This window comes from Methylobacterium brachiatum, assembly GCF_900113845.1.
Lineage (GTDB): Bacteria > Pseudomonadota > Alphaproteobacteria > Rhizobiales > Beijerinckiaceae > Methylobacterium > Methylobacterium brachiatum.
The window spans coordinates 61,370-78,561 of record NZ_FOQW01000017.1 but is presented as its reverse complement, the minus strand read 5'-3'; the positions used below and the strand labels follow the sequence as shown (position 1 = coordinate 78,561).

Below are 17,192 nucleotides of genomic sequence, written 5' to 3'. Positions count from 1 at the left end.
TCTGGCCAAAGATCGATTTATGATCTGTAGCGCATCGACGGGATAATCACAATCGTCAAATGTGTTGCGCGAAAATTCGGTGCGGCGCGCCGGTAAAGCGCGATTTTTCGCGCGGTTATTCTGGTGTATCAATACGGATCTTGAGGCCGCCCGTTGCGCGGCCGTACCCGGACGGATGCCGGTTCCGAGTTCCGGACCGGGATCGAAGCGCGCGACCGCGTTCGAATATCAATCTGTCCGAACGCGACGAGCCGCTCGAAAATCACCCTCCGCGGCGCATCGACCGTGAGACGCGTTAGCACTCTTGTCTATTGAGTGCTAAGACAGGGTCGATCCGGCGCAGACGATTCGGTCTGCCGCCGCCTTTCCCGCACGGGCTCGGTCATGTCGACGCGAGGCCCCAGGCGGGACGACCAGGATGCCGCACATGAAGTTTCGCCCCCTGCACGACCGCGTGGTGCTACGCCGCATCGAGGGCGAGGAGAAGACCAAGGGCGGGATCATCATCCCCGATACCGTCAAAGAGAAGCCCCAGGAGGGCGAGGTCGTCGCCGTCGGGCCCGGCGCCCGGGACGAGGCCGGCAAGATCAATCCGCTGGAGGTGAAGCCCGGCGATCGCGTGCTGTTCGGCAAGTGGTCCGGCACCGAGGTCAAGATCGACGGCCAGGATCTCCTGATCATGAAGGAATCCGACATTATGGGCGTCGTCGCCTAAGGGCGTCCGCCCCCTCCGACGCTGCTCAAGCCCTTCGAGGCGCCCGCCCCGGCGCGCCTCGGGGCCGCACGACAACAGAAGAGATTGTCCATGTCAGCCAAAGACGTTCGTTTTTCCGTCGACGCCCGCGAGAAGATGCTGCGCGGCGTCGAGCTGCTCGCCAGCGCCGTGAAGGTCACGCTCGGTCCCAAGGGCCGCAACGTCGTGATCGAGAAGAGCTTCGGCGCCCCGCGCATCACCAAGGACGGTGTGACGGTCGCCAAGGAGATCGAGCTCGCCGACAAGTTCGAGAACATGGGCGCCCAGATGGTGCGCGAAGTGGCCTCGAAGTCGAGCGACATCGCGGGTGACGGCACCACCACGGCCACCGTTCTGGCCGCCTCGATCGTCCGCGAGGGCGTGAAATACGTCGCCGCCGGCATGAACCCGATGGACCTGAAGCGCGGCATCGACCTCGCGGTCGCCACGGTCGTGCAGGACATCGTGGCGCGGGCCCGCAAGGTCGCCTCGTCCGAGGAGATCGCCCAGGTCGGCACGATCTCCGCCAATGGCGACAAGGAGATCGGCGAGATGATCGCCCACGCCATGCAGAAGGTCGGCAACGAGGGTGTCATCACCGTCGAGGAGGCCAAGACCGCCGAGACCGAGCTCGACGTCGTCGAGGGCATGCAGTTCGACCGCGGCTACCTCTCCCCGTACTTCATCACCAATGCGGAGAAGATGATCGCCGAGCTCGAGGATCCCTACATCCTCATCCACGAGAAGAAGCTGTCCTCGCTCCAGGCGATGCTGCCGGTGCTCGAGGCCGTGGTTCAGACCGGCAAGCCGCTGCTGATCATCGCCGAGGACATCGAGGGCGAGGCGCTCGCCACCCTCGTCGTCAACAAGCTGCGCGGCGGCCTGAAGGTCGCGGCCGTGAAGGCGCCGGGCTTCGGCGACCGCCGCAAGGCCATGCTCGAGGACATCGCGATCCTGACCAAGGGCCAGATGATCGCCGAGGATCTGGGCATCAAGCTCGAGAACGTGACGCTCCCGATGCTCGGCCGCGCCAAGCGCGTCCGCATCGACAAAGAGAACACCACGATCATCGACGGGTCCGGCGAGAAGTCCGACATCGAGAGCCGGATTTCGCAGATCAAGGCGCAGGTCGAGGAGACCACCTCGGATTACGACCGCGAGAAGCTCCAGGAGCGCCTGGCCAAGCTCGCGGGCGGCGTCGCGGTGATCCGCGTCGGCGGCTCGACCGAGGTCGAGGTCAAGGAGAAGAAGGACCGGGTCGACGACGCGCTCCATGCCACCCGCGCGGCGGTCGAGGAAGGCATCGTCCCCGGCGGCGGCACCGCGCTGCTGCGCGCCAAGAAGGCCGCTCAGGGGCTCACCAACGACAACCCCGACGTCCAGGCCGGCATCAAGATCGTGCTGAAGGCGCTCGAGGCCCCGATCCGTCAGATCGCGTCCAACTCGGGCGTCGAGGGCTCGATCGTGGTCGGCAACATCCTGGCCAATGCCTCCGAGACCTACGGCTTCAACGCCCAGACCGAGGAGTATGTCGACATGCTCCAGGCCGGCATCGTCGATCCGGCCAAGGTCGTCCGGGCGGCGCTCCAGGGCGCGGCGTCCATCGCCGGCCTGCTGGTCACCACCGAGGCGATGATCTCCGAGCTGCCGCGCAAGGAAGCCCCGGCCATGCCGGGCGGCGGCGGCATGGGTGGCATGGGCGGCATGGACTTCTAAGGCCGGCCCAGCCGCAGACAGGACGGTCCGACGCGGCGCCGAAGCCGCGCCGGGCCGTCACCGCGTTTCGACCGGGGCTCGCGCCGAGCCCGCGACGTCCTCGCGATCGCACCAACCGGGGCGATGCGGGTTGACCTCGCGAACGGGTCGGGAGGTTTCCATGGGCGCGCATCTCCATCCGGATCCGAACGGGCCCGCGACCCGCGTGACCGGCGCCGCCCTGCTGGCTCTGGTGACGCTCCTCGCAGGTCCCACCCCGGCCCGGGCCTGGGGCGTCCCCGGATGCACCAACCTGCCCGAATACAACCGCGCCCTCGGCGCGCTTCAGGGCATGACCAGCGCCTGCGACATGAGCGTCGAGCGCGCCCGCCAGGTCATCGCCGAGCATGACGGCGTCCCGGCGGTCGCACCACCGGCTGCGCCGCCGCCCCGGATCAAGGCGAGGCGTCACCCGGGACGCGCCCACCACAGGGGCCCCCGCCACCGCCACGCGGCCGGGCGCTAGAACCGGCTTCCAGGCCGAGGCCGGCGGCTTTAATCTCGGCGCCGTGTCGATGGAGGATGCTCCGTGCGGCTCGATCTCGGTCACAAAGGCGATTGGATCGTCGATCCCCGCGAGCTGGCACTGCGCCTGGGCGTCAGCGTCGCCGCGCTCAAGCGCCACGAGCGGCTCGGCCAGGTCGAGGCCCGCATCAAACCCGGGTCCGGAGCGGATGCCGACGAGACCCGCGTCACCGTCCGCCTGAACGACAAGGGCTGGCGGGGCACCTTCGACCGCAGCGGTGCGCTCATCGCCGAAGAGCGATGGTGAGGCCGGATCCGCGTGAAGAAAACCGCGGTCTTCGGGCCAGGCGTGGTACAGAACCTAAGTGCTTCCGCCGCTTCTACCGTCGAGGACCGAGATGAACACCGTCAGATGGCTTATGGCCAAGGTTATCGGCTTCCTGTTCTCGCAGACGATCGACCACAAGAACCGCAAAGCCGCCGCCGATCGGGAGGGCGGCACCTTCGAGACCGGTTCTGCCTATCAATCGGCGGGCTTCGAGGGCGATTATCATGCGGCGACCAACCTGCTGAAGCAGCGGATGGACAAGAGCTTTCCCGACAATTTCCACGCCCGGTTGGGCTCGCAGACCAACAGCATGTACGATTACGGCGAGGACCGCGCCGGCGCGGTCGACACGGCCTCGACCGCGATCGCGATGGCGTTGCGCAACGGCGCGACCGTCAGCCAGGCCGCGGAGGCGGGCGCGGCGAGCGTCGGCATCTGAGGGACGGACGCGGCCTCACGCCTTCAGGACGCGGCGGTCACGGGAGGCAGGCATCTGCAGCCGCGCGGATCGGTGACTTTGGCGTCCTTGCTGAGTGCGGAGTCTGTCTGTCCGGGGACGGCGCACGCCTCAACCCGATCGTCCGCACGAGCAGACCTATTCCACCGCGTTGGCGGATCCACGTCATACAGGATGGGACGTGGCGCGGCCTGCATAAGCCCCCATGCGCTATCGTAGCTGTCGCCGAGAAAGGCGGCCGTGCCGATGGGCCGTGCCCGCCGATCCATGACGCAGGGTCTATCCCACCCCCGCCCTCAGGCGCCGAAGCGGTGCTGGGCCTCGAAGGAGGAGGGGGTTGGGTTGGGGGGCGCCGATCACGACCGGACGGGCGCCCGCCCTGCTCTGTGATGGGCCGTGCCCGCCGCTCAGATCACCACAGGTGGCGCGGCAGCCGCCGCTTCCAGCGCTCGCCGGCCTTCAGGGTGTCGGCCTGGCGGGACAGGCGTATCGCGCGCGTCGGCATCGCGGCCGGCTGATTCACGGCGGCCCGGGCCGGAGCGGGTGCGCTCGGGGCCGGTGCCGGGCGCGAAACCGCCGGGGCCGGGGTGAAGATGGGCCGTGCCGCCTCGGCCTTCGGCGCGCGCTTGGTTGCCGGCTTCGCCGCAACCTTGGCGCGACGCACCCGCGGCAGGCGCTCGATCGACGGGGCCTCGTCCGCCGCCGTGTCCGGCTCGTCCTCGGTGGTGAACATCGGCATGAGGCTCGGCAGCACCCGGCGCGCCGGGGCCTCGGGCGGAGCGGATGCGACCGGGGCGGCGGGGGCGGGCTGCGCCACGGCCGGCTTCTCGGCGGTCTCCGTGGGAAGGTCCCACCAGAGGGTCTGGTTTTCGCGGGGTCGCGTCGTCGTATCGGCCAACGCGACGCGGGAGGGACGGGTATTCTTGACTTCGACCGTGAACGGCCGCGCGCTCCGGCGCTTCATGTGTGCGGAATTCCTGGAAACAACGTGCTGAACGGCTCGACATGTGCCGGCACCATTTGAGCATCATAGAGGACCGAGCCGCGCATTGTCGAGCGCAGAGATCAACAATCCTGTTCGACTAACACAAGCCTTTGTGACGACCTCAAGTGCCACCGCGTCGCGGCATTGTCGAAGTACTGGCTTCGAAGCCTCGGGAGCGCCGCCGCGGCCCGCCCCGCGCAGCAACGCCGCCGGCCGACAGGCGGGAGCGCCCGAACGTCCCGATCGCCCGCCCCCGGCCCCAGCGTCCTCGGGAGCGGCCCCGGTTCACGATCCCGGAGGGCTGGGCGCGAGTTCGTGCAGCCGGCCTGTCCGGAGGCCTGTCGATCGGAAACCACCGTTCCGATCGCACGTTTTGGCACGAAGCCCGTGTGCAACGCGCACGGCACAGCCAAGATGAAGGAGCCTCTGATGCGTCATGCTGTCTTTGCTGTTCTTGCGCTCAGCCTCGCGACACCGGCTGTCGCGCAGACCAACACCGGTCCCGCCCCGATCGTCCAGCCCGGGCCGCCCCGTCAGGTCCCGCCCGGCACGCCGGAGGGGACCGTGGTCGTGCCCGGCGGACGGGAGAATAGCGGTCCGGGCAGCACGGCCGTGATCGCCCCGACCGGTACGGGCGCGGCGACGATCACCACCGACACTGCGGCCGGCGGCAACGCCAGCCAGCCGGAGCGCGCCGTTCCCCAGACCGGCGCCGGCGGCGGCGGCGACAATGGCGGCGGCTGAGCGCGCGCGCCGTCATCGAGCGCGGCCCGCTGAACCCTGAGGCGGCCTGTTAGCCGCCCCCGCCGCCGCCCCCGCCCGTCCCCGGGCCGCCGAGATTGCCGTCCTTGTTGGGCGTGTTCCAGTGGATGATGCCGTCGTCGGCGGGGCGCAGCGTCGTGGTCGGCGGACGCGGCACGCCGAATTGCGGGGCCGCGATCGGTCCGCGGCCCTGCGGCCTGTTGGCCCGGTGGCGCTCGGCGAAGGCCGGGGTGCTGCCGACGATCGCGACCGCAGCCAGGAGCCATTTCACCATTGCAGCTCTCATCTTCGTCCCGCCCGGCCTCCCCGGCGGGACGGCCCTGGGAGGTGCCGGCATGGGGCTCGGCCCGCCGGACGCGCGTGGCCGATGCACCGTGTCAGGAACGGTCTGAGATGCCGAGGGGTTTCCACAAGCCAGGGGTGCATACCGGCGGCCTTGGCGAGGAGAGACCGTGTGTTCAAGATTCCGACTCTGACGGGTGGCCTGTTCGCAGCCAGCCTGTTTCTCGCGCCTGTCCCCGCCTCCGCTGCCCAGATCGGCCTCGGAGCCGTCACCGAGGCCGCCCCGGCCGTGGAACAGGTCCAGTACGGCTACGGCGGTCCCCGCTTCGGGCCCGGTTTCGGCCGCCGCCACGGCTATGGCGGCCCGCGCGGCTATGGCCGGGGCCATGGCTACGGCTATGGGCGCGGCTACGGCCGGGGCTATGGCCGCGGTTACGGCGGCCCGCGGGGCTTCGGCCGGCGCGGCGATTTCTAACGCGTCCGATACGCCTGCATGCTTCGTCAGCCCGCCCGGCCCAGAGCCGCGGCGGGCTTTCTCATGCGCGAGTCCCGCGTCGGGATCGCCCGGCCGGTGCGGGCGCAGGGTCCGCTAACCCAAGTCCGGCATTCTCGCGTCCGAGCCGCGTTGCGTATGGGCTCGACCGCTGGTGAGATCGGACGCTCCCCCGCCCCGTGAGCAGATCGGGGCGGGGCCGAGCGGCCGTGACGTCCGGCGCTCGCGTCGCCGTGACGCCCGTGGTCGTAAAACCGCCGTCCCTTCCTGCCAGAGTTCCTGCATGCGCTTGATCTACGCCGCCCTCCTCGTCTGCTGTGCCACGGCCGCCTCGGCCGGGGAGCCGCTCATGGATGGTCCCGTCGTGGGCGGCGGTTTCGGCATGAGCGGCTCGGACTATTACGGCGACATCCGCAGCCGGATGCCGTTCACCGTCGAGGCCGCGCCCCGGCCGGCGGGCGTCGCCGAGACCGAGCGCGCCCGGGCGGCGCGCATCCGCGCCGTGGCCGCGTCGCGGCGGGCGGATGCGCGATCCGCGGTGCGGCGGCGCTCGCCCCACGGCTGAGCCGACCCCGGGCTTAAGCCCGGCCCGGCGCCGCGACGGGATCTCCGGACAATCGCCGGGCTGCCGCGCCGTTCGGCGCGGACGGTCACGCCCGCGCCCGCGCGCCGTGGAGCCTCTCCTCGGATTCGTCGGGGCAACACAGCATCTCGGCATAGTCGCCGATCGGGCGCGGCTTGCCGAACAGGTAGCCCTGCATCTCCCCGCAGGCCTCGTCCGCCAGGAAGCGCCGCTGCGCGGAGGTCTCCACGCCCTCGGCGACCACGCCCATCCGCAGGCTGCGGCCCAGGCTCAGCACCGCGCGCACGATCACGGCGGCCTGCGGGTCGACCCCGAGCTGCGCCACGAACGAGCGGTCGATCTTCATCTTGTCGAACGGGAAGGCCTGCAGGGTCGCGAGCGACGCGTAGCCGGTACCGAAATCGTCCATGCTGATCCGGACGCCGAACCCCTTCAGGCGCCGCAGGATGCTGATCGCCCGGGCCATGTCGTTGATGATCACGCTCTCGGTCACCTCCAGCTCGAGCCGGTCCGGCGACAGGCCGGTCTGGGCCAGCACGGCGAGCACGGTCTCGGGCAGGTCCGGCTTCTGGAATTGCCGCGGCGACAGGTTCACGGCGACCTTCAGAGACGGCGCCCAGGTCGCGGCCTCGCGGCAGGCCTCGCGCAGGACCCAATCGCCGAGCGTGATGATCAGCCCGGTCTCCTCGGCCAGGGCGACGAACACGCTGGGCGGGATCTCGCCGCGGACCGGATGGGTCCAGCGCACCAGCGCCTCGAACCCCACCAGCACGCCGGACGCGCCGTCGACCTGCGGCTGGTAGTAGAGGTTCAGGGCATTGTCGGCGAGCGCCTGGCGCAGGTCGCTCTCCAGGACCCGGCGCTCCTCCGCCTCCTCGTCCATGTCGGCCGCGAACACCCGGTAGGTGCCCCGGCCCTCCGCCTTGGCTCGGTAGAGGGCGAGGTCGGCGCGCCGGTACAGGCATTCCGCGCTGGCGCCGTGCTCCGGGGCGAGCGCGATGCCCACGCTCAGGCCGACGCCGATCCGCTGGTCGCCGACCTGGAGCGGCGCTCGGAACAGGCCGGTGAGACGCTCGGCGATCCCGGTCGCCTCGTCGCGCCCGCCGTCGAGCAGGACCGCGAACTCGTCGCCGCCCAGGCGCGCCACGACGCCGTCGCCCACCACCGAGCGCAGACGGTCGGCGACGCTGCGCAGCAGGTCGTCGCCGGCCTGATGGCCGAGTGTGTCGTTCACGCCCTTGAAGCCGTCGAGATCGAGATACAGGACGGCGCCGGTGCCGCCCCGGAGCGCGATGTCGGCCAGCCGCCCGTCGAGATATTCGCGGAACAGGCCGCGATTCGGCAGGCCGGTCAGGATGTCGTGGCGGGCGAGCCGCGTCACCTCGGCCTCCGCGGCCTTGCGCTGGGTGATGTCGGTGAAGGTCCGCACGAAGCCGCCATCAGGCAGCGGCACGGTCCGGATCTCGAGCACGAGGCCGTTCGGGCGCACGCGCTCATGGACATGGGCCTGCTCCAACCCGCCCCGCTCGATCCAGTCCCGGTACGAGCGGTCGGTCCGGTTGCGCTCGCGGTTCTGCAGCTGATGGCGCAGGACGGATTTGTAGCTGGGGCTGGACCGCATCATCGCGCGGGGCAGATCGAGGAGCACCAGGGCGCGCTCGTTGCAGACCTGAACCAGGCCGCGTCCGTCGACCATGATCAGCCCCTGGTCCATGCTGCCCAGGGTCCTGTCCAGCAGCAGCGTCTTCTCGCGCAGGGCGAGGCCCTGGCGGGCGAGGGCGGCGTTGATCGTGCGCAGGTGATCCAGCATCAGCGCGAGCGCCGCGAAGGCCAGGATCACCGCCATCATCACGGCGATGCCGCCCGCCACGGCGCCGCGGGCGAGGCCGAGATCCGGCATGTCCAGGGCCGGATCCGGGATCGCCCGTGCCGCCGCCATGGCCAGGAAGTGCAGCCCCGCGATGGCGGCCGTCAGGATGGTGGCCGCGGACATGCGGGTCCGCGCATCGCCGCCGCGGACATGCACCACCAGGGCGGCGCCGGAGAGGCCGCAGCCGATCGCCGTCGCGGCCAGCGCCAGGGCCAGGTCCCAGTCGAACCGTCCGGGCAGGACCACGCCGGCGATGCCGAGGAAATGCATGCAGGCGATGCCGCCGCCCAGGATCAGGCCGGCCAAAGCCCCGACCCACGGCGTGTCCCGGCGCGCGGCGCGCAGGAGCGTGAAGGCGACCAGGGCCGCCGCGACGGCCACGATCAGCGACAAAGCCGTCGTGGCCATCTCGTAGCCGAGGACGATGCCGGGATCGTAGCCGAGCATGCCGATGAAATGGGTGCTCCAGATGCCGGCGCCCGCCGAGAAGGCGGCGGCCAGCAGCCAGGTCGGCGCCCAGGCGCCGCCCTTCCGGACGCGCTGCTCCAGCAACAGGGCGACGTAGCAGGAGATCCAGCAGACGCAGGCGGCCAGGGGGAGCACCCACGGCGTGTGCTCCTCGGTTAGGCAGGCCAGAGCACGGTACATCGGACGCCTCGCCGGACGGCAACATCGCGGCACATTAGTCCGGTGATACTAACCAGAAGTTGCATCGCAGAATAAGATTTCGCCTCTGCGATGCCTGGTCGTCGCGCGACTGCATCCCCGGCGCGCCACGGCGCGTTTCCGGCCCGCGATCAATACAGAGCCGGCGGCGGCACGGTCTTCGCGGGCGCGTCATCGTCCTCGACGCCCGCGCGCGGGCCCGATCACAAGTCACGACCGTGCGAGCGTAGCGGTTACATGCCGCCAGCGCGCCTCGGCCATGCCGGATCGCCAATGCTCCCGGCAGCACAACTGGGCTAGGTAAAGCCTCCTCCCAAGACGACCCCTTCGAGCCCGCTCGGCACCAGCTGCGGCGGGCTCTTTTTCGTTAAGCGTTTCGCCATACGCCAGGCCGGTGTCCGCGATCCGACGCTCCGCCCGCCGCCAACGGATATTTTGACGGCAGCCTGTGACCGCACGCATGAACAGATTCCTGGCGACCGTCGCGACCCTGATCGTGTGCGCGACCCCGGCCCTGGCCGAGAGCGATGAGCCCCGCCTGGGTTGCGACGACCCGCGCACGACGGGGTCGCTGCCGGCGGGAGCGCGCGGTTCGACAGCCCTGGGTCTCGCAACCAGCCGGACCGAGATGACGCCGCCCGAGGAGAGCTGGCAGGAGCAGGCCCAGCAGAACGCCGAGCGCCGCCGGCGGGAGCGGGCCGAGGGCTGCCCGGTCGATTGACAGCCGGCTACGGAGCCTCATCGTCGGATCAGAGACGGCGGCACGTTGGGGCGCCCAAGTTCGGAAGATTCGGATCCCGAACGAGATCCGGGTGTGCCTACCACTTAGCGTTGATCCGCCGAGCGATTGCCGGCACAGTCGCTGACGACGGGCCGTGGCCGATCCCGGCCCGGCGATCGGCGACGCTTCCTGCCGGGCACCTCAGAACGAAGGGCTCTCCGACATGCGGCTCCTGGCTTTCGGCGCCTTGATGGCTCTTGCAGTCTCGCCGGAGGCGCTGGCCCAGGATCCCCGGGACGTCCCGGTCGAGCGCGACCTCCAGCGGATGGACCGGATCGACCGGCGCCTGGGCCGCGACGGCATCCGCCGGGTCGATCCGAACGTGACGCCGGACAATCCCGACGGCGTCGTCGGCTTCGACGGGCCGCCCTTCAACGATGGCGATCGCGGCGTCATCGACGACGGCCCCCTGCCGCCCGGCTCGCCGGCCGATCTCGACGACGATTGAGCGGGCCGCCTCGACGGCGTCCGGGCCGATCCGCCGCCCCCGGGCCGACAGGCGCCGCGGGGTGAGGGCGGTGAGTTGGACGGACGCCGATCGCGATCCGTCATGCCGCTCGTCGCTGTCGCGCCCCCGCTGGGGACGACCCGGTCTCCCCTTCGGCACCGCGCGCTCTAGAACAGGCGCCGACGGCAACACGCTCTCAGGAGACGGATGGATGGCACAGGATACACCGGACGCCGATCGCGTCGCCCGTGTGATCGCCGAGAACGTCTATGCCGCCTTCTGCCAGCGCGCGACGATGCCCGCCCATCCGCTCGAGGAGCAGACGATCCTGGCGCGGCTCGTCGAGGCGATCCGTCCCCAGATCGGCAGAGGCGCGCCGGGCGCGATCGTCGAGGCCGCCAACGCGGCCTTGTCGGCGTGGGAGCAGCGGGATCCCGATATCCGCGGGCCGCGCGTTGTCGCGGTGAACCCGGTCGACGGTGCGGTCACCCTCGGATAGCGGCCCGCCGCCTCGTGGACGAGGGGCCGGTGCGAAGCGGTTTTGGTTGGGGATCTCGAATGCGCAGGATTCGGTCGAAGTCTGGCGCATCGAAGCGCGCGCTGCCCGAGAGCCTGACACAGCACCTCTCCGATCCGAAGATCCACATCCTCAGGACGCCGGACGGCCGACGCAGGCCCTCGCGCGCGGCGGGGCGCGCGGCGGAGGCGGGCCGGAAGGTTCTGATCTCGCTCGTGACCCTGGCGGTCCTCGTTCTGGCCGGCGGCCACCTCGTCCATGCCTGGTAGGTGACCCCTGGTCGGTGACCGGCGCCGACCGCCCCGGCGCGCTTCCACGTCGCGATCCGGGCGTGCCCGATATCGGGACGGCCCGGCCCGACCGGCTGCGTCGCGGGCCCGTCCGCCAAGGTCTAGCTGAACGGGACCGGCCGCCTATGTCAGGGGCAAGGAGCCGTTCCAACCATGATCATGATCCTCATCTGCTTCCTCGCGCCATGGCTCGCCATGTTCCTGCGGGGTAAGATTTTCCAGGGCATCCTCTGCATCATCCTGCACCTGACGATCATCGGCTGGATCCCGGCGACGATCTGGGCCCTGGTCGTCACGCGCAGGGAAGCCGCCTGACACGATCGCCACGCAAGAGGAGGGCCCCCATGCCGCCCAAGCTCACGAAGACGATCATCGGGGCGATCATCGCGGTCGCCCTCGCGGCTGCCGTGTCCTACGGCGTCATCAGCCAGCAGACCGCCGACCAGATCCAGACCAAGGCGAACCAGTCCCTGCAGACCGACCAGACCGCACCCGCCCCGGCGCCGCAGCAGACCCAGCCACTCCCCCAGGATCCGGCCCCGCAGGCACCGGGCGAGCCGAAGCCGGCACCCCAGGCGCCCGCCTCCCGTCCGTAGCATCCGTCGAGGGGGCGCCAGCCGCCCTTAAGGCCGGGCCATTGTCGCCCGCGCCGTGCCCTTCCCGGGTCAGGTGGCGCGCCGTCCCGGAAGCCGATCGATGCGGCACCCGGTTGCCGCACGCTTCACTGGAGCGATCCGGGGCCGGGCGACATGGAGCGTCCGGCCTCGAGCAGGGCGCGGATCTTGGCGGTCGCGTGCGCCAGGATGTCGGGGCGCGCATCGTGGTAGGCGGTCTCCGCGACGAAGCTCTGGAGCGCCTCCTCGATCCTGTCCTCGATCTCGTCCATCACCGTCAGGCCGGGTGGCCCCTCTCGACGCAGATAAGCGTCCGCGAGGGCCAGGTAGGCCGCGCTGGCGAGTAGAAAGGCGACGCCGTTGGCTTCCTGCGCCAGTTCGGAGCCCGGCTCGGGACTGCCGACTTGGTCCTCCGGGAATTCATCGATCATCACATCACGCCCTGCACGTCGCCCGTGCCTGAGCATGTCTCACTTATTGCGGCGCACCCAGCTGCAAAGACTGCGTATCAGCTGGGCCATTCGAACAGTATTACTACTTTTGAGGTAATAATTCTGCGTCGATGCGCCCCCGGGTTGTGCTTGCGACACGATCGGATCGGTGCCCCGCTCGCACGGTCGCGACGAGCGGGGCATCGGTCCGAAGCGTTCACCGCCGCGCCGGAAGCCGGCTCGGTGCCGGCGCGGGCCGGCGCTAGACGATGCCGCTGCCGTCGTAGGGCCACGGCCGGTCGAGATGGGCCGCGACGGCGGCCGGCTCATCACCGACCGCATGCACGGCCGCGGTCACGTCCTCGACCGGCACCTGGAGGCGCCGGGCCCAGTAGGCGGCCGAACTCGGATCCTCGACATTCACGCGCTTGGGCTCTTGGGACAGATCGGACATGGGAACCTCCGGCGGGAGAACCGTCCGGGAGCCCGGCCGGTTCAGAAGGCGATGTCGGGCCCCGCCGCGCGATGCCCGATGCCGGCTACCAGCCGCCGTAGAAGCGGCGCGGGCCGTCGTAGCCCCCGGGGCCGCGCTCGTAGCCGCCGCCATATCCGTATCCGTAACCCGGGCGGCCGCCATAGGGGCCGCGGGGACCGCCATAGCCCCAGCCGCGATCGTTGGGCCGGCAATGGCCCCACGGATTCGGGTGAAAGCCCGGGCCGCAGCCGCCGGCCACCCGCTCGATCAGCCCGGTGCCGCCGAGGGGGCCGTAGCCGAACGGAGCCGCGTTCGCCGCCGTGGCGGTGCCGAGCCCCGCGGCGAGGATCGCGGCCATCCCGAGCGTCTTGAAGCGCATCATGACACCAACTCCTGAAACCGTCGGCCCGCGCTGGCCGGACCGGATGCCAGGAGGATGCAACCCCGGCCCTGAACCCCTTCCGGCTCGGCCGTTCATCAACCTGATGGTGAACGTGACGCGGCACGATCGTGCTGTGGTTTCGGCAGCCCATGAAAAAGCGGCGGGGCTCGCACCCCGCCGCAGGTCGATCAGATCGGTCCGCGCGACAGCCCGGGCCGCTCGGCTACAGGCCCAGCAGCATGCTCGCCGAACCGAACAGGGTCATCAGGAGACCGCCGACGAAGACGCCGATCATCGCGTAGGAGAGGGCCTTGAGAGCCATGGGCACGCGTCGCCTGCCGGATCAGCAGCGATAGCCGCCGGTGGTCTGACCGTATTGTTTCACCGGGCGGGTCTGCTGGTCGGCATTGCCCTCCGCCGCCGAGCTCATCGGGCAGCGGTCGTAGATGGGCGCGTCGTGGACGCCGAGCCCCAGCGCTCCGGTGGTCTCGACGTCATAGGGTGCGAGGCCGGTCCAGCGCGCACCATCTGAGGCCATGGCCGACGAGATCGGAGCGACGCCAAGGACAAAAGCGGTGACGGCGGCAGCGATACGGGTCTTCATGGATAAAACTGAGCTCCTACAAACTACAAGCCGGTCAATCCGGCCGGTTTCTTCTTGTACGAGACCAAGATGGGGTCCCCGACGCCATCGCGCCGTGCCGCCCCGCACGCGGCGGGACGGATTAAAGCCGGGCGGCATTTGCGTACGTCTGCGCAGGCATCCCATGCTCCTGCGGGTGGACTGGGCCGATCGCGGGGATCGGCTTTAATCGGGGCCACGAAGTTGGGGCTTCAATTGCGCCAGAGGCGGCTCTCTCGAGCTTCGTGTATGGAAACAGCGCCGCAGAGCCCCGTGGCCCTCCCGCTGGCACAGTCCGCGCTCTATCGGTGCAGTATGAGGCCCGTCCTGCTCCGTCGCCGGTGCGGACAGGGCCGCTTTCGGTGTCCCCGTGCCACAGCCCGCACGCGCAGCTTGCAAGCCGCGCGCCGACCATCCCAGACAAAGGGAGTGCCGTTCAGCGAAAGCAGTTGGGAGTGACGGCCGATTTCGGCGGCCTACAGCCAGTTGGCGGAGACGGAGGGATTCGAACCCTCGATACCCCTTTCGGGGTATGCTCATTTAGCAAACGAGTGCCTTCAGCCGCTCGGCCACGTCTCCGGCGCTCTGGCTCTAGAAGGTCGGATCGGGCGGGTCAACCCGATCCGGGCTGGTCGTTGTGCGGCGGCGGCGTTCGTAGTGCTTGGCGATGCGCAGATGCCGCGACATGGCGTAGTTCATGGCCGTCAGGAAGCCGTAGGTGCCGCGCAGGACGTGGCGTCGGCCGAGATAGGCCTTGAGGAAATTGCCCGGCAGCTCGACGAAGACCCGCCAGGTCGGAATCACCACGCCCCGGGCCTCGAGGTCGTCGGCCTGCTGGTCGGAATAGCGGTTGAGCTTGTCGAGCTGGTCGCCCAGGGAGCGCACCGAGAAATGGTGGATCACCCCCCGGAGGCGGCCGGGCTTCACCCCAGGCTCCAGGGCGACCCGGTCGTGGACCGGGGAGGGGGCGTAGCGGCCCCGGTCCTTGCGATAGAGCCGCACCGGCGTGAGCGTGTAGGCCCAGGGATGGGGCCGGCCCTCGCCGGGAAACACCTCGGCGATGCCGATCCGCCAGGCCGGCCGGCTCGGCTCGCCGGCGGCGAACAGGGCGCGGATCTCGGCGGCGAGCGCGGTTGGGACGACCTCGTCGGCGTCGAGGTTCAGGAGCCAGACGTGCCGGCACTGCTCCTCGGCGAAGCGCTTCTGCGGGCCGTAGCCCGGCCAGGGATTGTGGATCACCCGGGCGCCGAGGGAGGCCGCGAGCGCCTGGGTACCGTCCGTGGAGCCGGAATCGACCACCACGAGGTCGTCGGTCAGGTCGCGCACCGCCCGGATCGTCGCGCCGATCCGATCGGCCTCGTTCCGGGCGATGATGAAGATCGACAGGGGCAGCGGCGCCACGTCGCTCGCCGGGGCGTCCATCGCCGCGTCGGTCACGCCAGCCAGTCCGGCACCCGGTCGAGGGCGATGAGATCCGCGACACCCACCCGCGGGCGCACCACAGCCGCCCGGTCGCCCCGCACCAGCACCTCCGGCACCAGGGGGCGGGTGTTGTAGGTGCAGGCCTGGACCGCCCCGTAGGCGCCCGCGCTCATCACGGCGATCAGGTCGCCGGCCTTCACCGCCGGCATCTCGCGGTTGAGGGCGAGGTAGTCGCCGCTCTCGCAGACCGGGCCGACCACGTCGGCGACCATCCGGGGCGTGTCCGGCCCCGGCTCGGCCACCGGGCGCAGGCCGTGATACGCCTCGTACAGGGTCGGGCGGATCAGGTCGTTCATCGCGGCGTCGACGATCACGAAGGTTCGGCCCTCCGAATGCTTCACGTACAGCACCCGGGTCACCAGGATTCCGGCATTGCCGCAGATCATCCGGCCGATCTCGAAGACCGGGCGCAGGCCCAGCGGCGCGAAATGCGGCCGCAGGGTCGCGGCCAGGGCGGCGGGGTCGGGCGGCGGGGCGTTGTCGTCCCGGTACGGGATGCCGAGGCCGCCGCCGAAATCGATGTGCTGCAGGGGATGGCCCGCGGCCAGGAGCTGCCGGGCGAGGTCGGCGAGGAGCCGGGCGGCGCTGGCGAAGGGCGCCAGGTCGGTGATCTGGCTGCCGATATGCATGTCGACGCCGTGGACCGCGATCCCCGGCAGGGCGGCGGCCGCGGCGTAGACCTCCGGGGCCCGGGTGATCGGGATGCCGAACTTGTTCTCGTACTTGCCCGTGGAGATCTTGGCGTGGGTGCCGGCATCCACGTCCGGGTTGACCCGCACCGAGACCGGTGCCGTCAGGCCAAGGCCGGTCGCCGTCTCGGAGAGCTGGGCCAGTTCCGGCTCGCTCTCGACGTTGAAGCAGAAGATGCCGGCCCGGAGCGCGGCGACCATCTCGTCCCGGGTCTTGCCGACGCCGGAGAAGACGATCTTGGCGGGATCGACCCCGGCCGCGAGTGCCCGGTGCAGCTCGCCGCCCGAGACGATGTCCATACCGGCGCCCTGGGCCGCGAGCGTCCGCAGCACGGCCTGATTCGCGTTCGCCTTCATGGCGAAGCAGACCAGCGCGTCGTCGCCCGCGAAGGCCTCGGCGAATACCCGGTAATGCCGCTCCAGGGTGGCGGTGCTGTAGCAGTAGAACGGCGTGCCGACCTCCGCGGCGAGGCCCGTCAGGTCGACGTCCTCGGCCTGCAGGCGGCCGTCGCGATAGTGGAAATGGTGCATCTCGGCCGTGTCTCTCCTGCGCGCCGGAGCGCGGGTGTTTCCCGTGAAACATCCCGGCCGCCCGCTGTCGGGCGCCCATCGCGGAGGGGCGCGGAACGGCGCAGGCGCGGAGCGATGCTCCGGCCCCCGCCGTCTACAGCAGCGGATCGAGAATGAAAGGCTCCTTGGGGATCCGATAGCCGCGCTTGGCGCCGCGGCTGGTCTCGACCGGGGCGCCCGTGCCGCCCGGGGGAATCGCCGCGATGGCGACTTCGTCGCCGGCCTGCACGCCGGCGGGCGTCGGCTCGGCGGCGCCGCCGCCCAGCCCGACGGAGACCGGCAGGGTCCGGCGGCCGTTGACCGAGTCGGTCGATGTCTGCGCGGCCGGGGCCGAGGTCTGAGGCGGCTCGAGGGAGCCGCGGCGTCCGCAGGCGGAGACCGCGACGGCGACGAGGCCGGACGCGGCCAGGAGCTTCAGGGCGGGAGACGACAACATCGCGCGAGGGTCCGGCGGGCTCGGCGCCGGCGCTCGAGGCCGGCGGGGAGCCTCACCTTAGCGGTTGCCGGGCGCG

Annotated in this window: 24 protein-coding genes and 1 tRNA gene; 14 read left to right on the top strand and 11 right to left on the bottom strand. The window is 70.5% G+C overall.

The window, feature by feature from the left end; all coding sequences use genetic code 11:
• The first annotated feature begins 427 nt into the window (after nucleotides 1-427).
• The 5 genes from groES to BMZ47_RS21355 all read left to right on the top strand — a co-directional run bounded on the left by groES (nucleotide 428) and on the right by BMZ47_RS21355 (nucleotide 3,720).
• Nucleotides 428-715, top strand: a complete 288-nt coding sequence (gene groES / locus BMZ47_RS21375) for a co-chaperone GroES (protein ID WP_007565402.1) — start codon at nucleotides 428-430, stop codon at nucleotides 713-715.
• Between the two features lie 90 nt (nucleotides 716-805).
• Nucleotides 806-2,449 carry a chaperonin GroEL gene (gene groL, locus BMZ47_RS21370; RefSeq protein WP_091864110.1) on the top strand — a complete coding sequence of 548 codons (1,644 nt, stop codon included), beginning with the start codon at nucleotides 806-808 and terminating at the stop codon, nucleotides 2,447-2,449.
• Nucleotides 2,450-2,609: 160 nt separating this feature from the next.
• The gene (locus tag BMZ47_RS21365; RefSeq protein WP_091864109.1) at nucleotides 2,610-2,954 is read left to right on the top strand and encodes a hypothetical protein; all 345 of its coding nucleotides are present in this window, start codon (nucleotides 2,610-2,612) and stop codon (nucleotides 2,952-2,954) included.
• A 63-nt stretch (nucleotides 2,955-3,017) separates the two neighbouring features.
• Complete coding sequence (locus tag BMZ47_RS21360) at nucleotides 3,018-3,260, top strand: DUF6522 family protein (RefSeq protein WP_007567299.1); 243 nt, start codon at nucleotides 3,018-3,020, stop codon at nucleotides 3,258-3,260.
• A 112-nt stretch (nucleotides 3,261-3,372) separates the two neighbouring features.
• Complete coding sequence (locus tag BMZ47_RS21355) at nucleotides 3,373-3,720, top strand: hypothetical protein (RefSeq protein WP_230368238.1); 348 nt, start codon at nucleotides 3,373-3,375, stop codon at nucleotides 3,718-3,720.
• A 430-nt stretch (nucleotides 3,721-4,150) separates the two neighbouring features.
• Here BMZ47_RS21355 and BMZ47_RS21350 read toward each other — a convergent pair whose 3' ends face one another.
• Nucleotides 4,151-4,702, bottom strand: a complete 552-nt coding sequence (locus BMZ47_RS21350) for a hypothetical protein (protein WP_091864107.1) — start codon at nucleotides 4,700-4,702, stop codon at nucleotides 4,151-4,153.
• A 450-nt stretch (nucleotides 4,703-5,152) separates the two neighbouring features.
• On the opposite strand from BMZ47_RS21350, the gene BMZ47_RS21345 reads away from it, so the two are divergent.
• A complete protein-coding gene (locus tag BMZ47_RS21345; RefSeq protein ID WP_208601081.1) occupies nucleotides 5,153-5,467 on the top strand; it encodes a hypothetical protein in 315 nt (104 codons plus the stop codon).
• A 49-nt stretch (nucleotides 5,468-5,516) separates the two neighbouring features.
• Here BMZ47_RS21345 and BMZ47_RS21340 read toward each other — a convergent pair whose 3' ends face one another.
• Nucleotides 5,517-5,759: a hypothetical protein gene (locus BMZ47_RS21340; protein WP_091864106.1), complete on the bottom strand. Its 243-nt coding sequence runs from the start codon at nucleotides 5,757-5,759 to the stop codon at nucleotides 5,517-5,519.
• 180 nt (nucleotides 5,760-5,939) lie between these two features.
• On the opposite strand from BMZ47_RS21340, the gene BMZ47_RS21335 reads away from it, so the two are divergent.
• Nucleotides 5,940-6,242, top strand: a complete 303-nt coding sequence (locus BMZ47_RS21335) for a hypothetical protein (RefSeq protein WP_007567288.1) — start codon at nucleotides 5,940-5,942, stop codon at nucleotides 6,240-6,242.
• 301 nt (nucleotides 6,243-6,543) lie between these two features.
• Nucleotides 6,544-6,825, top strand: coding sequence for a hypothetical protein (locus tag BMZ47_RS21330; RefSeq protein ID WP_007567287.1), 282 nt, complete (start codon nucleotides 6,544-6,546; stop codon nucleotides 6,823-6,825).
• Between the two features lie 85 nt (nucleotides 6,826-6,910).
• On the opposite strand, the gene BMZ47_RS21325 is transcribed toward BMZ47_RS21330, so the two are convergent.
• Nucleotides 6,911-9,361 carry a bifunctional diguanylate cyclase/phosphodiesterase gene (locus tag BMZ47_RS21325; protein WP_091864105.1) on the bottom strand — a complete coding sequence of 817 codons (2,451 nt, stop codon included), beginning with the start codon at nucleotides 9,359-9,361 and terminating at the stop codon, nucleotides 6,911-6,913.
• A 478-nt stretch (nucleotides 9,362-9,839) separates the two neighbouring features.
• Here BMZ47_RS21325 and BMZ47_RS21320 point away from each other — a divergent pair, with 478 nt between their 5' ends.
• The 6 genes from BMZ47_RS21320 to BMZ47_RS21295 all read left to right on the top strand — a co-directional run bounded on the left by BMZ47_RS21320 (nucleotide 9,840) and on the right by BMZ47_RS21295 (nucleotide 12,011).
• Complete coding sequence (locus BMZ47_RS21320) at nucleotides 9,840-10,100, top strand: hypothetical protein (RefSeq protein WP_091864104.1); 261 nt, start codon at nucleotides 9,840-9,842, stop codon at nucleotides 10,098-10,100.
• Between the two features lie 154 nt (nucleotides 10,101-10,254).
• Nucleotides 10,255-10,608, top strand: coding sequence for a hypothetical protein (locus BMZ47_RS21315; protein WP_342029072.1), 354 nt, complete (start codon nucleotides 10,255-10,257; stop codon nucleotides 10,606-10,608).
• Between the two features lie 211 nt (nucleotides 10,609-10,819).
• Nucleotides 10,820-11,107 (top strand): hypothetical protein, encoded by a 288-nt coding sequence (locus BMZ47_RS21310; protein WP_091864103.1) that lies wholly within the window; start codon nucleotides 10,820-10,822, stop codon nucleotides 11,105-11,107.
• 59 nt (nucleotides 11,108-11,166) lie between these two features.
• Nucleotides 11,167-11,394 (top strand): hypothetical protein, encoded by a 228-nt coding sequence (locus BMZ47_RS21305; RefSeq protein WP_091864102.1) that lies wholly within the window; start codon nucleotides 11,167-11,169, stop codon nucleotides 11,392-11,394.
• Nucleotides 11,395-11,568: 174 nt separating this feature from the next.
• The gene (locus BMZ47_RS21300; RefSeq protein WP_205836114.1) at nucleotides 11,569-11,730 is read left to right on the top strand and encodes a YqaE/Pmp3 family membrane protein; all 162 of its coding nucleotides are present in this window, start codon (nucleotides 11,569-11,571) and stop codon (nucleotides 11,728-11,730) included.
• Nucleotides 11,731-11,759: 29 nt separating this feature from the next.
• The gene (locus tag BMZ47_RS21295) at nucleotides 11,760-12,011 is read left to right on the top strand and encodes a hypothetical protein (protein ID WP_091864101.1); all 252 of its coding nucleotides are present in this window, start codon (nucleotides 11,760-11,762) and stop codon (nucleotides 12,009-12,011) included.
• 125 nt (nucleotides 12,012-12,136) lie between these two features.
• On the opposite strand, the gene BMZ47_RS21290 is transcribed toward BMZ47_RS21295, so the two are convergent.
• The 8 genes from BMZ47_RS21290 to BMZ47_RS21255 form a co-directional block, all read right to left on the bottom strand.
• Entirely contained in the window at nucleotides 12,137-12,460 is a 324-nt protein-coding gene (locus tag BMZ47_RS21290) for a hypothetical protein (RefSeq protein ID WP_007567268.1), read from the bottom strand.
• Nucleotides 12,461-12,722: 262 nt separating this feature from the next.
• Entirely contained in the window at nucleotides 12,723-12,914 is a 192-nt protein-coding gene (locus BMZ47_RS21285) for a DUF3606 domain-containing protein (RefSeq protein ID WP_007567267.1), read from the bottom strand.
• Between the two features lie 85 nt (nucleotides 12,915-12,999).
• Nucleotides 13,000-13,317: a GCG_CRPN prefix-to-repeats domain-containing protein gene (locus tag BMZ47_RS21280; protein WP_007567265.1), complete on the bottom strand. Its 318-nt coding sequence runs from the start codon at nucleotides 13,315-13,317 to the stop codon at nucleotides 13,000-13,002.
• A gap of 343 nt (nucleotides 13,318-13,660) precedes the next feature.
• Entirely contained in the window at nucleotides 13,661-13,921 is a 261-nt protein-coding gene (locus BMZ47_RS21275; protein WP_007567262.1) for a hypothetical protein, read from the bottom strand.
• Between the two features lie 505 nt (nucleotides 13,922-14,426).
• Nucleotides 14,427-14,518: transfer RNA gene (locus tag BMZ47_RS21270), tRNA-Ser, on the bottom strand.
• A gap of 12 nt (nucleotides 14,519-14,530) precedes the next feature.
• A complete protein-coding gene (locus tag BMZ47_RS21265; RefSeq protein ID WP_091864151.1) occupies nucleotides 14,531-15,340 on the bottom strand; it encodes a glycosyltransferase family 2 protein in 810 nt (269 codons plus the stop codon).
• A gap of 32 nt (nucleotides 15,341-15,372) precedes the next feature.
• Complete coding sequence (lysA, locus tag BMZ47_RS21260) at nucleotides 15,373-16,641, bottom strand: diaminopimelate decarboxylase (protein WP_007567258.1); 1,269 nt, start codon at nucleotides 16,639-16,641, stop codon at nucleotides 15,373-15,375.
• A 133-nt stretch (nucleotides 16,642-16,774) separates the two neighbouring features.
• Entirely contained in the window at nucleotides 16,775-17,116 is a 342-nt protein-coding gene (locus tag BMZ47_RS21255; protein ID WP_007567256.1) for a lipoprotein, read from the bottom strand.
• Nucleotides 17,117-17,192 lie beyond the last annotated feature (76 nt).

Coding starts and splice junctions, on each gene's coding strand:
- groES (WP_007565402.1), top strand. CDS start 428: ATGAAGTTTCGCCCCCTGCACGACCGCGTGGTGCTACGCCGCATCGAG.
- groL (WP_091864110.1), top strand. CDS start 806: ATGTCAGCCAAAGACGTTCGTTTTTCCGTCGACGCCCGCGAGAAGATG.
- BMZ47_RS21365 (WP_091864109.1), top strand. CDS start 2,610: ATGGGCGCGCATCTCCATCCGGATCCGAACGGGCCCGCGACCCGCGTG.
- BMZ47_RS21355 (WP_230368238.1), top strand. CDS start 3,373: ATGGCCAAGGTTATCGGCTTCCTGTTCTCGCAGACGATCGACCACAAG.
- BMZ47_RS21350 (WP_091864107.1), bottom strand. CDS start 4,702: ATGAAGCGCCGGAGCGCGCGGCCGTTCACGGTCGAAGTCAAGAATACC.
- BMZ47_RS21345 (WP_208601081.1), top strand. CDS start 5,153: ATGCGTCATGCTGTCTTTGCTGTTCTTGCGCTCAGCCTCGCGACACCG.
- BMZ47_RS21340 (WP_091864106.1), bottom strand. CDS start 5,759: ATGGTGAAATGGCTCCTGGCTGCGGTCGCGATCGTCGGCAGCACCCCG.
- BMZ47_RS21330 (WP_007567287.1), top strand. CDS start 6,544: ATGCGCTTGATCTACGCCGCCCTCCTCGTCTGCTGTGCCACGGCCGCC.
- BMZ47_RS21325 (WP_091864105.1), bottom strand. CDS start 9,361: ATGTACCGTGCTCTGGCCTGCCTAACCGAGGAGCACACGCCGTGGGTG.
- BMZ47_RS21320 (WP_091864104.1), top strand. CDS start 9,840: ATGAACAGATTCCTGGCGACCGTCGCGACCCTGATCGTGTGCGCGACC.
- BMZ47_RS21310 (WP_091864103.1), top strand. CDS start 10,820: ATGGCACAGGATACACCGGACGCCGATCGCGTCGCCCGTGTGATCGCC.
- BMZ47_RS21305 (WP_091864102.1), top strand. CDS start 11,167: ATGCGCAGGATTCGGTCGAAGTCTGGCGCATCGAAGCGCGCGCTGCCC.
- BMZ47_RS21300 (WP_205836114.1), top strand. CDS start 11,569: ATGATCATGATCCTCATCTGCTTCCTCGCGCCATGGCTCGCCATGTTC.
- BMZ47_RS21295 (WP_091864101.1), top strand. CDS start 11,760: ATGCCGCCCAAGCTCACGAAGACGATCATCGGGGCGATCATCGCGGTC.
- BMZ47_RS21290 (WP_007567268.1), bottom strand. CDS start 12,460: ATGATCGATGAATTCCCGGAGGACCAAGTCGGCAGTCCCGAGCCGGGC.
- BMZ47_RS21285 (WP_007567267.1), bottom strand. CDS start 12,914: ATGTCCGATCTGTCCCAAGAGCCCAAGCGCGTGAATGTCGAGGATCCG.
- BMZ47_RS21280 (WP_007567265.1), bottom strand. CDS start 13,317: ATGATGCGCTTCAAGACGCTCGGGATGGCCGCGATCCTCGCCGCGGGG.
- BMZ47_RS21275 (WP_007567262.1), bottom strand. CDS start 13,921: ATGAAGACCCGTATCGCTGCCGCCGTCACCGCTTTTGTCCTTGGCGTC.
- lysA (WP_007567258.1), bottom strand. CDS start 16,641: ATGCACCATTTCCACTATCGCGACGGCCGCCTGCAGGCCGAGGACGTC.
- BMZ47_RS21255 (WP_007567256.1), bottom strand. CDS start 17,116: ATGTTGTCGTCTCCCGCCCTGAAGCTCCTGGCCGCGTCCGGCCTCGTC.